The sequence below is a fragment of the Streptomyces sp. DSM 15324 genome (assembly GCF_001514285.1).
Taxonomy (GTDB): domain Bacteria; phylum Actinomycetota; class Actinomycetes; order Streptomycetales; family Streptomycetaceae; genus Streptomyces.
Map to the genome: position 1 here is coordinate 1 of NZ_KQ949039.1, position 13,762 is coordinate 13,762.

The window sequence follows — 13,762 nt, forward strand, 5'->3', positions numbered from 1 at the left end:
GGATGCCTCCACCCGGGCGCTGGTGGCCAGGTACCGCGAGCTGCGCGCCGGCTGACCGGCCACCGCGCCGCGGCGCTCGTACGCCCGCAACACACGGAACCCGTACGGCGGTTGACCGTACGGGTTCCGTGAGCGCGTCGTCTCAGGGAGACGCCGGCGGATACAGCGACTTCGGCAGCCGGGAGGCGGCCGCCTGGTCCAGCAGCCACAGGGTGCGGGCCCGGCCCCGGGCGCCCGCCGCCGGCGCCTGGATCTCCCCCGCGTCCGACAGGGCGATCGCCGCGGCGTTCGCCTTGTCCTCGCCCGCCGCGAGCAGCCACACCTCACGGGCCGCCCGGATGGCCGGCAGGGTCAGCGTGACCCGGGTCGGCGGGGGCTTGGGCGCGCCGCGCACCCCGACCACCGTGCGCTCGGTCTCCCGTACGGCCGGCAGCTCGGGGAAGAGCGAGGCCACGTGGGTGTCCGGACCGACGCCCAGCATCAGGACGTCGAACGTCGGCACGGCGCCGTGGTTCTCGGGGCCGGCCGCACGCGCCAGCTCCTCGGCGTACGCCTCCGCGGCCGCCTCGACGTCGGCGCCGTGGGGACCGTCGGACGCGGGCATGGCGTGCACGCGCTTCGGGTCCAGCGGTACGGCGTCCAGCAGGGCCTCGCGCGCCTGGGTGACGTTGCGCTCCGGGTCGCCCTCGGGCAGGAAGCGCTCGTCGCCCCACCACAGGTCGAGCCGGCCCCAGTCGATCGCGTCCCGGGCCGGCGCGGACGCCAGCGCGGCCAGCAGACCGTTGCCGTTGCGGCCGCCGGTCAGGACCACGGACGCGTAGCCCCGGGAGGCCTGCGCATCCACGATCCGGGTGATGAGGCGGGCCGCGGCGGCCTGCGCCATCAGCTCCTTGTCGCGGTGCACGACCAGCTGCGGGGCGTTCACCGCGCGGCCTTCCCGGACAGACCGGAAGGGACCGGCGTCAGTGGTGCCGACGCCTCCCCTTGCGCCCCGGAAGCTTCCGCAGGGCCTTCGACGCCGTCCTCTCCGTCCCGTGCTCCTTTGGCCGGCTCGGCACCCCCCTCGGCCTGCTCCACGGCGGCCCCGGCCTCGACCGGCGCCGCCTCCGCCTTCTCCAGCGCGGTCCCGGCCCTCTCGACCCGAGCCGGCACCGGTACCGGCGCCGGCGTCGGCGCCGCCGACGCCTTCAGCCGCTCCACCCCGAACCGCAGGGCGGAGGCGTAGGTGTCGTCCGGGTCCAGCCGGCGCAGCTCCTCCGCGATCAGCTCGGCCGTCTCCCGGCGCTTGAGCGCCACCGCGCGGTCGGGCTGGCCCTCGATGGAGAGCGTGGCCAGCGAACCGTCGGCCCGGTCCAGGATGATCGGCCCGGAGCTGGTGGCCATGCGCACCGCCGTCAGACCGGGCCCGCCGGACAGCGAGCGCCGGACGGGGACGTCCAGCCGGTCCGCGAGCCACATCGCCAGCAGCTCGCAGCTCGGGTTGAACTCCTCGCCCTCCACCTCGACCGACTCCACCGCGCAGGTGACCTGGTCCAGCGCCGCGGCCAGCATCGAACGCCAGGGCGTGATGCGGGTCCACGACAGGTCCGTGTCGCCGGGGGTGTAGGTGCCGGCGCGGGCGCCCAGCTCGCGCACCGGCTGCTCGCAGGCGTAGGTGTCGGTGACCCGGCGCTGGGCCAGCGCGCCGAGCGGGTCGGCGGCCGGGTCCAGCGGGGCGTTCACCGGCCACCACACGACGACCGGGGCGTCGGGCAGCAGCAGCGGCAGGACGACGGACTGGGCGTGGTCGGACACCTCGCCGTGCAGCCGCAGCACGACCGTCTCACCGGTGCCCGCGTCCGCGCCCACCCGCACCTCGGCGTCCAGCCGGGACTGCGTGCGGTCGCGGGGCGTGCGCGAGACGCGCCGGATGACCACGAGCGTGCGCGAGGGGTGCTCGCGCGAGGCGTCGTTGGCGGCCTTGAGCGCGTCGTACGCGTTCTCCTCGTCGGTGACGATGACGAGTGTGAGCACCATGCCCACGGCCGGGGTGCCGATCGCCCGGCGGCCCTGCACCAGCGCCTTGTTGATCTTGCTGGCGGTGGTGTCCGTGAGGTCTATCTTCATGGCCGGCGCCAGCTCCGTCCGTCTCGTTCGAGCATCTGGTCGGCCTCGACGGGCCCCCAGGTGCCGGCCGGATACTGCGCGGGCCGGCCGTTCTCGTCCCAGTACCGCTCGATCGGGTCCAGGATCTTCCACGACAGCTCCACCTCTTCCGTGCGGGGGAAGAGGTTCGAGTCGCCGAGCAGCACATCGAGGATGAGGCGCTCGTAGGCCTCGGGCGAGGACTCCGTGAACGACTCGCCGTAGGCGAAGTCCATCGACACGTCCCGGATCTCCATCGAGGTGCCGGGCACCTTGGAGCCGAAGCGGACGGTCACGCCCTCGTCGGGCTGGACGCGGATGACGATCGCGTTCTTGCCCAGCTCCTCCGTCGCCGTGTGGTCGAAGGGGGAGTGCGGGGCGCGCTGGAAGACGACCGCGATCTCGGTGACCCGGCGGCCGAGCCGCTTGCCGGTGCGCAGGTAGAAGGGGACGCCCGCCCAGCGGCGGTTGTCCACCTCGACCTTGATGGCGGCGTAGGTGTCGGTCTTCGACCTGGGGTCGATGCCGTCCTCCTCGAGATAGCCGATGGCCTTCTCGCCGCCCTGCCACCCGGCCGTGTACTGCGCCCGCACGGTGTCCCGGCCCAGGTCCTCGGGCAGCCGTACCGCCCCGAGCACCTTGGTCTTCTCCGCGGCCAGCGCGTCCGCGTCGAAGGAGGCGGGCTCCTCCATCGCGGTCAGTGCCATCAGCTGCAGCAGGTGGTTCTGGATGACGTCACGCGCGGCGCCGATGCCGTCGTAGTAGCCCGCCCGGCCGCCGATGCCGATGTCCTCGGCCATCGTGATCTGGACGTGGTCCACGAAGGACCGGTTCCAGATCGGCTCGAACATCGTGTTGGCGAACCGCAGCGCCAGGATGTTCTGGACGGTCTCCTTGCCCAGGTAGTGGTCGATGCGGAAGACCTGGTCCGGGGCGAAGACCTCGTGGACGACCTTGTTGAGCTCCTCCGCGGAGGCCAGGTCGTGCCCGAACGGCTTCTCGATGACGGCGCGCCGCCAGGAGTCCTTGGTCTGGTCGGCCAGTCCGTGCTTCTTCAGCTGCTGGATGACCACGGGGAAGGAGCGCGGCGGCACGGACAGGTAGAAGGCGAAGTTGCCGCCCGTGCCCTGGGCCTTGTCGAGCTCCTCGATCGTCGCGCGCAGCCGCTCGAAGGCGTCGTCGTCGTCGAAGGTGCCCTGCACGAAGCGCATGCCCTGGATGAGCTGCTGCCAGACCTCCTCACGGAAGGGCGTGCGGGAGTGCTCCTTGACGGCGTCGTGGACCTCCTGGGCGAAGTCCTCGTGCGCCCATTCGCGGCGGGCGAACCCGACCAGCGAGAAACCCGGCGGCAGCAGACCCCGGTTGGCGAGGTCGTACACGGCGGGCATCAGCTTCTTGCGGGACAGGTCGCCCGTCACGCCGAAGATGACCAGGCCCGACGGCCCCGCGATACGCGGGAGCCGTCGGTCGGCGGGGTCACGAAGCGGATTCGCCCCGGAACCGGAAAGGGGAGGCAAGGAATCAGCCCTCCGAGGGAGCGAGGCGCTCCAGCTCCGCCTCGGTGGACTTGAGCAGGTCGTTCCAGGAGGCCTCGAACTTCTCGACGCCCTCGTCCTCGAGCAGCTGCACGACCTCGTCGTAGGAGATCCCGAGCCGCTCGACGGCCGCGATGTCGGCGCGGGCCTGCTCGTACGTCCCGGCGACGGTGTTGCCGGTGATCTCGCCGCGCTGCTCGGTCGCCTGGAGGGTGGCCTCCGGCATGGTGTTGACCGTGTTCGGCGCGACCAGGTCGTCGACGTACAGCGTGTCCTTGTAGGCCGGGTCCTTCACACCGGTCGAGGCCCACAGCGGACGCTGCTTGTTGGCGCCGGCGCTCTCCAGCTTGCTCCAGCGCTCGGTCGAGAACACCTCCTCGTACGCCTCGTAGGCGAGCCGGGCGTTGGCGACGGCGGCCTTGCCGCGCGCGGCCTTCGCCTCGTCGGTGCCCAGCGCGTCGAGCCGCTGGTCGATCTCGGTGTCCACGCGGGACACGAAGAAGGACGCCACCGAGTGGATCAGCGAGAGGTCGAGACCCTTCTCCTTGGCCTTCTCCAGACCGGCCAGGTAGGCGTCCATCACCTCGCGGTAGCGCTCCAGCGAGAAGATCAGCGTGACGTTGACGCTGATGCCGTTGCCGATGACCTCGGTGATCGCCGGCAGACCCGCCCTGGTGGCCGGGATCTTGATCAGCGTGTTGGGGCGGTCCACCAGCCAGGCGAGCTGCTTGGCCTCGGCGACCGTCGCCCGGGTCTCGTGCGCCAGGCGCGGGTCGACCTCGATCGACACCCGGCCGTCCTGACCGCCGGTGGCGTCGAAGACCGGGCGCAGGATGTCGGCCGCGTCCCGGACGTCCGCCGTGGTGATCATGCGGATGGCCTCTTCGACGGTGACCCTGCGGGCCGCGAGGTCGGCGAGCTGCTGCTCGTAGCCGTCGCCGCCGCTGATCGCCTTCTGGAAGATCGACGGGTTGGTGGTGACGCCCACGACGTGCTGCTGGTCGATCAGCTCCGCCAGGTTGCCGGACGTGATGCGCTTGCGCGACAGGTCGTCCAGCCAGATCGCGACGCCCTCCTCGGAGAGGCGCTTGAGTGCGTCTGTCATGGAAAATGCATCTCCTACGTGTCGTATGTGAGCGTCAGCGCCGGGCGTCGGCGAGGGATTCCCGCGCCTTCGCCGCCACGTTCTCGGCAGTGAAGCCGTACTCCTGGAAGAGGACCTTGCCGTCGGCCGAAGCACCGAAGTGCTCCAGGGAAACGATGCGGCCGGCGTCCCCCACGTACTTGTGCCAGGTCAGACCGATACCCGCCTCGACCGCGACACGGGCCTTCACGGACGGCGGCAGCACGCTGTCCCGGTACCCCTGGTCCTGCTCCTCGAACCACTCCACGGACGGCATGGACACGACCCGCGTCGGGACGCCGTCGGCCTCCAGCGCCTCGCGTGCCTCGACCGCCACGTGCACCTCGGAACCGGTGGCGACGAGGATGACCTCCGGCGTGCCGCCGGACGCCTCGAAGAGGACGTAACCGCCGCGCGCGGCATCCTCGTTGGGCTCGTACGTCGGCACGCCCTGACGGGTCAGCGCCAGACCGTGCGGGGCCCCCTTGCCGAAGACCTTGGTGTAGCGCTTGAGGATCTCGCGCCAGGCGATCGCGGTCTCGTTGGCGTCGGCCGGGCGGACCACGTTCAGGCCGGGGATGGCGCGCAGCGAGGCCAGGTGCTCGACCGGCTGGTGGGTCGGGCCGTCCTCGCCGAGGCCGATGGAGTCGTGCGTCCACACGTACGTCACCGGCAGGTGCATCAGCGCCGAGAGCCGGACGGCGTTGCGCATGTAGTCGGAGAACACGAGGAACGTGCCGCCGTAGATCCGGGTGTTGCCGTGCAGCGCGATGCCGTTCATCTCCGCGGCCATGGAGTGCTCGCGGATGCCGAAGTGGATGGTGCGGCCGTACGGGTTCGCCTCCGGCAGCGGGTTGTCCGCCGGCAGGAACGACGACGTCTTGTCGATCGTGGTGTTGTTGGAGCCCGCGAGGTCGGCCGAGCCGCCCCACAGCTCCGGGATCACCGCGCCGAGCGCCTGGAGCACCTTGCCGGACGCGGCGCGCGTGGCGACGCCCTTGCCGGGCTCGAAGACCGGGACCTTCTCCTCCCACCCGGCCGGCAGCTCGCCCGCGGCGATCCGGTCGAAGTCGGCGGCGCGCTCGGCGTTGTTGTCCCGCCACAGCTGGAAGGACTTCTCCCACTCGGCCTTCGCCTGCGCGCCGCGCTCCAGCGCCTTGCGGGTGTGGGCGATGACCTCGTCGGCGACCTCGAAGGTCTGCTCCGGGTCGAAGCCGAGGACGCGCTTGGTCGCGGCCACCTCGTCGTCGCCGAGCGCCGAGCCGTGCGCGGCCTCGGTGTTCTGCGCGTTGGGGGCCGGCCAGGCGATGATCGAGCGCATCGCGATGAAGGACGGCTTGTCCGTCACCTGCTTCGCGGCCTCGATCGCGTTGTAGAGGGCGTGCGGGTCGAGGTCGCCGTCCGGCTTCGGGGCGACGCGCTGCACATGCCAGCCGTAGGCCTCGTACCGCTTGACGGTGTCCTCGGAGACGGCCGTCTCGGTGTCGCCCTCGATCGAGATGTGGTTGTCGTCCCACAGCAGGACCAGGTTGCCCAGCTTCTGGTGGCCGGCCATCGAGGACGCCTCGGCGGAGATGCCCTCCTGGAGGCAGCCGTCACCCGCGATCACGTACACGAAGTGGTCGAAGGGGGACTCGCCCTCGGGAGCCTCGGGGTCGAACAGACCGCGCTCGTAGCGGGCGGCCATCGCCATGCCGACGGCGTTCGCGACACCCTGGCCCAGCGGGCCGGTGGTGGTCTCGACGCCCACCGTGTGGCCGTACTCGGGGTGACCCGGGGTCTTCGAACCCCATGTGCGGAACGACTTCAGATCGTCCAGCTCAAGGCCGAAACCGGCCAGGTACAGCTGGGTGTAGAGGGTCAGGGACGAATGGCCCGCGGACAGGACGAAACGGTCGCGGCCCACCCAGTCGGCGTCCGCCGGGTCGTGCCGCATCACCTTCTGGAAGAGGGTGTAGGCGGCAGGTGCCAGGCTCATCGCCGTACCGGGATGGCCGTTGCCGACCTTCTGTACGGCGTCGGCGGCCAGGACACGCGCGGTGTCGACGGCCCGCTGGTCCAATTCGGTCCACTCGAGGTCTGTGGTGGTCGGCTTGGTGCTCACCCTGGGTCAGGGCTCCTCTCCACATGTCGAATACCGGCTGTTCCGGGCACACGCCCACCGGCTTCCGGGGGACTGGATGCCCACCGGCCGCTGTCGAGCCTACCCCTGAGGGGACGTGCGTTTTTTCGCGTCATTCCAGACTGCCGGGCCTCGCCGTGATCCGCCCGGCGGCTAGCCGGAACGGCATTTGGCACTTGAATACGGAGCCGCTCATCTGACTGCTCAATCGAGCCCCGGTACGACTCATCGGAACCCCTTTTTCGCACCCGTTCCGCACCCCGTTCCGCACCCCGTTCCGCACCGCGTTCCGCACCCCTGTCCCGCCCCCTGTCCGGCACCCCCTGCCGGGGCCCCCGCCAACACGACCCCACCCCCGCGAAGGCCGGGGTATGGGCAACGTCTACAGTGGCGTGGTACGCGCGAGCCTTTACCCCGCATTCACATGGGGAGGCTTGCTGGGAGTCTCTGTCAGGGGTGTGCGTGACGGCCGTTGAATCCCGTCCAGTGGGGATCGTCGGGACGAGCCAGAGCCCGAGCCGGCGGCCGCTGGGGGCCCGGGTCAAGGCGTTCGTGGCGCTGACCAAGCCGCGGATCATCGAGCTGCTGCTGATCACCACCGTTCCGGTGATGTTCCTGGCGCAGCGGGGTGTGCCGGACCTCGGACTGGTCCTGCTCACGTGCCTCGGCGGCTATCTGTCCGCGGGCGGCGCCAACGCGCTGAACATGTACATCGACCGCGACATCGACGCCCTGATGGACCGCACCTCCCAGCGCCCGCTGGTCACCGGCATGGTCTCGCCGCGCGAGTGCCTCGCCTTCGGCGTCACCCTCGCGGTGGTGTCGACCCTGCTCTTCGGGCTGACCGTCAACTGGCTGTCCGCCTGGCTGTCGCTCGGAGCGCTCCTCTTCTACGTCGTGGTGTACACGATGATCCTCAAGCGGCGCACCGCGCAGAACATCGTCTGGGGCGGCATCGCCGGCTGCATGCCGGTGCTGATCGGCTGGTCGGCCGTGACGAACTCGCTGTCCTGGGCGCCGCTGATCCTCTTCCTGGTCATCTTCTTCTGGACGCCGCCGCACTACTGGCCGCTGTCCATGAAGGTCCGTGAGGACTACGCGCGCGTGGGCGTCCCGATGCTGCCGGTCGTCGCCTCCAACAAGGTGGTCGCCAAGCAGATCGTGATCTACAGCTGGGTGATGGTCGCGGTGTCGCTGCTGCTCACGCCGCTCGGCTACACCGGCTGGTTCTACACCTCCGTCGCACTGGTGGCGGGCGGCTGGTGGCTGTGGGAGGCGCACGCCCTCCAGAACCGCGCGAAGGACGAGGTCACGGGCGCGAAGCTGAAGGAGATGCGGCTGTTCCACTGGTCCATCACCTATGTCTCGCTGCTGTTCGTGGCGATCGCGGTGGACCCCTTCCTGCGCTAGCCCCCTTCCCTTCCGGTTCCGCGGCCGGGGTGCGTGGTCAAGGCCACGCACCCCGGCCGTCGCCGTTTGATCTACCCGTCGGTAGCATCCTGGCCATGGCAGACACGGCAGACACACAGCAGGTGGACGCGAAGGACGGGCGTCGCATCGCCCGGCTCGCGCAGCGGATCAGCGCCTTCTCCAAGGAGCACGGCGGGGCCGAGGGCCAGGTCGCGTACATCGGGGAACGCGGGGCCCGGATCGTCCTCGTCGGCGAGGACGGCGGCTGGGGCGACCTGGTGGCGCCCTCCGTCGAGATCGCCGAGAAGGCCGTGGCGAAGGCGGGCATCACGGTCCACGAGTCCTTCGACGGCGAGTTCGCGGCCAAGGTGCGGACCGGGCCGTACGAATGGACCCGCATGGCCGGAATCCAGGTGGGCGGACCCGGCAAGGGCTGACCGACCCAACACCTGACACCGGGTTCACCCGTTAGGACCTTCATCGGTACGAGGTCCAGTCGCGGGAGTCCCGATGATCGAAACGCCGTCCCTGGTGGACCAGTACTGCCACGGCGTGCTCAGAACCGAGCTGGGTCTCGGCACCTTCGAGGCCCGGCTGGCCCGTACCGAGGGCCCGCCCGCCCCCGGTACGACCCTGTTCGACACCCAGACCGGTTTCGCGGTACGCCGCTGGTGCCCCCCACTGCTCGGTCTGGAACCGCACTGCACACCCGCCCGGTATCTCGCCCGGCGACGTGAACTCGGCGTACTGGAATCGGGCCGCCGACTGCTGCGCGGCAGCGGCATCACGACCTACCTCGTCGACACCGGACTGCCCGGCGACCTCACCCGTCCGGGGGAGCTGGGCGCCGCGGGGGCCGCCGACGCGCATGAGATCGTCCGCCTCGAACTGCTGGCCGAGCAGGTCGCCGACACCTCCGGCACCGTCGAGGCCTTTCTCGCCAATCTCGCCGAGGCCGTCCACTCGGCCGCGGCCGGCGCCGTCGCCTTCACCTCCGTCGCCGGGGTCCGGCACGGCCTGGCCCTGGCGCCCGAACCGCCGGGTCCCGGTGAGGTGCGGGGCGCCGCGGGCCGCTGGCTGGCCGCCCGCCGCGTCGGCGGCGAGCTGCGCGACCCCGTGCTGCTACGGCACCTGCTGTGGATCGCCGTCGCCTCGGGACTGCCCCTCCAGCTGCACGCCGGAGTCGGCGGACCGGGCCTGCGCATCGACCGCTCCGACCCCGCGCTGCTGACCGACTTCGTCCGCGCCACCGCAGGCCTCGGCACCGACCTGATCCTGCTGCACGGCTATCCGTACCACCGCCAGGCCGCCCATCTCGCCGCGGTCTTCCCGCACGTCCACACCGACTCGGGTGCCGCGCTCGTCCGCACCGGCGCCCGTGCCGCGACGGTTCTCGCGGAGATCCTGGAGGTGGCGCCGTTCGGCAAGGTCCTGTTCTCCAGCGGGGCGCAGGCGCTGCCCGAGCTGCACGTGGTCGGTGCCCGGCTGTTCCGCGAGGCCCTGGGGCGGGTCCTGGGCGGCTGGGTCGCCGAGGGCGCGTGGTCCCTGACGGACGCCCAGCGGGTGGCGGGGATGGTGGCGGCAGGTAACGCCCGGCGGGTGTACGGCCTGGGGTGAAGGTCGGGCGTTCGAGGCGACCGCGGCCCGGGCTGGACGTCAGGCGTTCGAGGCGACCGCGGCCCGGGCTGGACGTCAGGCGTTCGAGGCGACCGTGGCCTCGGCGGCCGGGGCCGGCAGCTCGGCCGTCGTCGCCGGGCGCTCGCGCAGGGCCAGCAGCACCAGCAGCACCCAGATCCACACCAGCGCCGACCCGAGCATGTGCAGGCCCACCAGCACCTCGGGAAGGTTCGTGAAGTACTGGACGTACCCGATGACACCCTGCGCCAGCAGCACCAGGAACAGCTCCCGGGTGCGGTTCAGCGGGCCGCGCGGGGCGTCGACCGCCTTGAGGATGAACCACAGGGCGAAGGTCAGGGTCACCACGATCCACGCGAGCACCGCGTGCAGCTTGGCCACCGTCTCCCAGTCCAGCGGCATCCGCTCGACCTCGCTGGAGTCACCCGCGTGCGGCCCCGCCCCGGTCACCACCGTGCCGACCGCGATCAGCAGCGACGCGGCGACGACGAGGAACCACACCAGCTGCTGCACCGGCTTGCCGACCAGCGGCCGGGGCTCCCCGTCGCCCTCGCGGGTGCGCTGCCACATCAGCGCGGCGACCGCGATCAGCGCCGAGGCCAGCAGGAAGTGCGCGGCGACCGTGTACGGGTTGAGGCCGACCAGCACCACGATGCCGCCGAGCACCGCGTTGCTCATCACCAGCCAGAACTGCGCCCAGCCCAGCCGGGTCAGCCCCGCACGCCGCGGCTTCTCCGCGCGCGCGGCGATGATCGCCCAGCCGACGGCGGCGCACAGGACGTACGTCAGCATGCGGTTGCCGAACTCGATGGCACCGTGGAAGCCCATCGCGCCGGTCGCGGTGAGCGAGTCGGCCGTGCACTTGGGCCAGGTCGGGCAGCCGAGGCCGGAGCCGGTGAGGCGCACGGCACCGCCGGTGACCACGATGATCACCGACATCACCAGCGCGGACAGGGCCGCCCGCTGAACCGTCCGGGGTGCGGGGGTCCAGCGTTCGGCGATGAAGGCGAGCGGGTTGCGCAGCGCCGCTACGGCGTCGGTGCGGGTCACGTTTGGCACGCCCCCATCGTAGGCCGCCGCTTGTGCACGCTTTCACGAGGGTCGGGTCCGGCGGCCGGCGCCGGGTCCGCGCGCCCCCGGTTCACTCCCAGCGGAAGAACCGCCCCGCGGCCGCGAGCCCGGCCACCGCCCACACCGCCAGGATCCCCAGGTCCGCCCAGGGCATGCCCGCGCCGTGCTGGAGGACGTCGCGCAGCCCGTCGGAGAGGGCCGAGATGGGCAGGAGACCGAGGACGTCCTGGGCGGCCGGCGGGAACTTGTCCAGCGGGACGACGACCCCACCGCCCACGAGCAGCAGCAGGAAGACCAGGTTGGCGGCGGCCAGGGTCGCCTCCGCCCGCAGCGTGCCCGCCATCAGCAGACCCAGCCCCGAGAAGGCCGCCGTACCGACGACGAGGAGGAGCAGGACGGCGAGCGGGTTCCCGTGCGGGTCCCAGCCCAGCGCGAAGGCGATCACCGTCAGCAGGACCACCTGGAGGACCTCGGTGACCAGCACGGACGCGGTCTTCGCCGCCATCAGCCCCCAGCGGGGGAGCGGGGAGGCCGCGAGCCGCTTCAGGACGCCGTAGCGGCGCTCGAAGCCCGTCGCGATGGCCTGGCCGGTGAAGGCCGTGGACATGACCGCCAGGGCGAGGATGCCGGGGGCGAGGAAGTCCACCGCCGCGCCCGCACCGGTGTCGACCACGTCCACGCTGCTGAACAGCACCAGCAGCAGCGTCGGGATCACCACCGTGAGCAGCAGCTGCTCGCCGTTGCGCAGGAGCATCCTCGTCTCCAGCGCCGCCTGCGCCGCGATCATGCGGGGGAGCGGGGCCGCGCCGGGCCGGGGGGTGTAGGTGCCGGTGGCGGTCACGAGCGCAGCTCCTTGCCGGTCAGTTCCAGGAAGACGTCCTCCAGGGTGTGGCGCTCGACCGAGATGCGGTCGGGCATCACCCCGTGCTGCGCGCACCACGAGGTGACGGTCGCCAGCAGCTGCGGGTCGACCTTGCCCACCACCCGGTACGAGCCCGGCGTCAGCTCGGCCGCGGAGGAGTCGGCGGGCAGCGCCTTGAGCAGGGAGGCGACGTCGAGGCCGGGGCGGCCGGAGAAGCGCAGGGTGTTCTCGGCGCCGCCGCGGCACAGTTCCTCGGGGGAGCCGTGGGCGATGACCCGGCCCCCGTCGATGATCGCCACGTCGTCGGCGAGCTGCTCGGCCTCGTCCATGTGGTGGGTGGTCAGGACGACCGAGACGCCGTCGGCGCGCAGGTCCCGGACCAGGTCCCAGGTGGCGCGGCGGGCCTGCGGGTCGAGGCCGGCGGTCGGCTCGTCCAGGAAGACCAGTTCCGGCCGGCCGACGACCGCCATCGCCAGGGCGAGCCGCTGCTGCTGGCCGCCGGAGAGCCGGCGGTACGTCGTCCGGCCGCAGGAGCCGAGCCCGAGCCGCTCGATCAGCGCGTCCACGTCCAGCGGATGCGCGTGCAGCTTCGCCACGTGCCGCAGCATCTCGTCGGCCCGCGCCCCCGAGTACACGCCCCCGGACTGGAGCATCACCCCGATGCGGGGCCGCAGCTCGGACGCCTGTGCGACCGGGTCGAGCCCGAGCACGCGGACGGTGCCGGAGTCCGCCGCGCGGTACCCCTCGCAGATCTCGATGGTGGTCGTCTTGCCGGCGCCGTTGGGTCCGAGGACGGCGGTGACGCCCGCCCGGGCCGTCAGCTCCAGGCCGTCCACCGCGGTCTTCGTCCCGTACCGCTTCACCAGGGCCTGGACCCGGACGACAGGCTCGCTTCGCATGGCCCCAGAGTCTAGGTTCGCCGCCGGCCGCTCCGACCGCCGGGTACGGGAACCGGCCACACCCGACCGGAAGCGGCCGTCAGACCTCCTCCTCGCGGGAGCGGTGCACGGCCAGCCACCGCTGCGCGTAGGCGACCGCGTCCGCCACCGGGAACAGCCGTACGCGGGCGCCGCCCACCGTCCCCCGTACGACGGGCCGGTCCCGCTCGAAGTCGTGCCCGAGCTCGTCGAACCGGTCGGAGTCGATGGACACCTCCGTCACGGTCTCCCACCCGTGCGGACCGGGCCGGCCGATCTCCACCAGCGGGGCGGGGATGCGGTACTCGGCGAGGTGGAAGCTGGTGCAGGTGTCGTAGCCGGTCCCCAGGAGCAGCACCCGCGCCCCCAGCCGCTCCAGCCGGGCCAGCGGGCTGTGCTCACCGAGCCGGCAGTCGGTGGCGTGGCCTTCGACGATCTCCTCGGCCCGCGCCCCGAGCGCCGCGAACGAGGTCTGCGGGTGGGCGCTGCGGACGGCCCCGGGCCAGGTGCGCACGGTCTCCGGGATCACCCCGGGCCCCCGGCTGGGGGTGACGAGGGGGTCGTAGGCGGGCATGGTGGCCCGGATCGTCTCCCACCACTGCGGCGGGACGGGCGGCCGGCTCCATTCCCGCAGGTCGGAGAGCTCGCCCGTCTGGGTCGGGACGACGAGCGTGCCGTGGGGGCCGAGGGCGTCCCGCAGTCCCTGGACCACCGCGACGGAGCCGCCGCACACCCAGCCGAGGGAGCTGAGGGAGGAGTGCACGAGGAGGATTTCTCCCGGTTCGACACCCAGGTCCCGCAGGTGCGCCGCCAGGGTCCGGCGCGTGACGAGTGGGCCGGTCGGAGGGGGTGTGGCCATGGTCGAGCAGTGTCCCCGAAGCGGGCCGCCGCGGCCACCGGTTTCCGCGGGCCCTTGATCGATCAGTGATCGTTTCCGCAGGTCAGATTAGGTATGCCTAAGTG

At 72.0% G+C, this 13,762-nt stretch carries 12 protein-coding genes; 3 read left to right on the forward strand and 9 right to left on the reverse strand.

Translation table 11 applies throughout. The annotated features are described in order from the left end of the window. Positions 1-142: 142 nt before the first annotated feature. From pgl to tkt, 5 genes are read right to left on the reverse strand one after another with little or no spacing between them, the layout of a single operon-like run. Entirely contained in the window at positions 143-925 is a 783-nt protein-coding gene (pgl, locus tag AQJ58_RS36920) for a 6-phosphogluconolactonase (protein ID WP_067258526.1), read from the reverse strand. Next, positions 922-2,106, reverse strand: a complete 1,185-nt coding sequence (opcA, locus tag AQJ58_RS36925) for a glucose-6-phosphate dehydrogenase assembly protein OpcA (RefSeq protein WP_067258529.1) — start codon at positions 2,104-2,106, stop codon at positions 922-924. Before opcA ends, pgl begins: the two co-directional genes overlap by 4 nt. After that, positions 2,103-3,641: a glucose-6-phosphate dehydrogenase gene (gene zwf / locus AQJ58_RS36930; RefSeq protein ID WP_067258532.1), complete on the reverse strand. Its 1,539-nt coding sequence runs from the start codon at positions 3,639-3,641 to the stop codon at positions 2,103-2,105. Before zwf ends, opcA begins: the two co-directional genes overlap by 4 nt. Before the next feature lie 4 nt (positions 3,642-3,645). Then, positions 3,646-4,764 carry a transaldolase gene (gene tal, locus AQJ58_RS36935; RefSeq protein WP_067258534.1) on the reverse strand — a complete coding sequence of 373 codons (1,119 nt, stop codon included), beginning with the start codon at positions 4,762-4,764 and terminating at the stop codon, positions 3,646-3,648. A 34-nt stretch (positions 4,765-4,798) separates the two neighbouring features. Beyond that, on the reverse strand, positions 4,799-6,886 hold the full coding sequence (gene tkt, locus AQJ58_RS36940) for a transketolase (RefSeq protein ID WP_067258536.1): 2,088 nt from the start codon (positions 6,884-6,886) through the stop codon (positions 4,799-4,801). Between the two features lie 474 nt (positions 6,887-7,360). On the opposite strand from tkt, the gene AQJ58_RS36945 reads away from it, so the two are divergent. From AQJ58_RS36945 to AQJ58_RS36955, 3 genes are all read left to right on the forward strand, one after another. Beyond that, positions 7,361-8,314, forward strand: a complete 954-nt coding sequence (locus tag AQJ58_RS36945) for a heme o synthase (protein WP_067258539.1) — start codon at positions 7,361-7,363, stop codon at positions 8,312-8,314. 95 nt (positions 8,315-8,409) lie between these two features. Further along, positions 8,410-8,751, forward strand: a complete 342-nt coding sequence (locus AQJ58_RS36950; protein WP_067258541.1) for a hypothetical protein — start codon at positions 8,410-8,412, stop codon at positions 8,749-8,751. Positions 8,752-8,824: 73 nt separating this feature from the next. Then, the gene (locus AQJ58_RS36955; RefSeq protein WP_067258543.1) at positions 8,825-9,931 is read left to right on the forward strand and encodes an amidohydrolase family protein; all 1,107 of its coding nucleotides are present in this window, start codon (positions 8,825-8,827) and stop codon (positions 9,929-9,931) included. Positions 9,932-10,006: 75 nt separating this feature from the next. On the opposite strand, the gene AQJ58_RS36960 is transcribed toward AQJ58_RS36955, so the two are convergent. The 4 genes from AQJ58_RS36960 to AQJ58_RS36975 all read right to left on the reverse strand — a co-directional run bounded on the left by AQJ58_RS36960 (position 10,007) and on the right by AQJ58_RS36975 (position 13,658). Next, a complete protein-coding gene (locus AQJ58_RS36960) occupies positions 10,007-10,999 on the reverse strand; it encodes a COX15/CtaA family protein (protein ID WP_199844781.1) in 993 nt (330 codons plus the stop codon). Positions 11,000-11,090: 91 nt separating this feature from the next. Continuing rightward, positions 11,091-11,807 (reverse strand): ABC transporter permease, encoded by a 717-nt coding sequence (locus tag AQJ58_RS36965; RefSeq protein WP_234360432.1) that lies wholly within the window; start codon positions 11,805-11,807, stop codon positions 11,091-11,093. A gap of 50 nt (positions 11,808-11,857) precedes the next feature. Further along, entirely contained in the window at positions 11,858-12,781 is a 924-nt protein-coding gene (locus AQJ58_RS36970) for an ABC transporter ATP-binding protein (RefSeq protein ID WP_067258550.1), read from the reverse strand. A gap of 79 nt (positions 12,782-12,860) precedes the next feature. Further along, entirely contained in the window at positions 12,861-13,658 is a 798-nt protein-coding gene (locus AQJ58_RS36975) for an AAC(3) family N-acetyltransferase (RefSeq protein WP_067258552.1), read from the reverse strand. Positions 13,659-13,762: the final 104 nt, after the last annotated feature.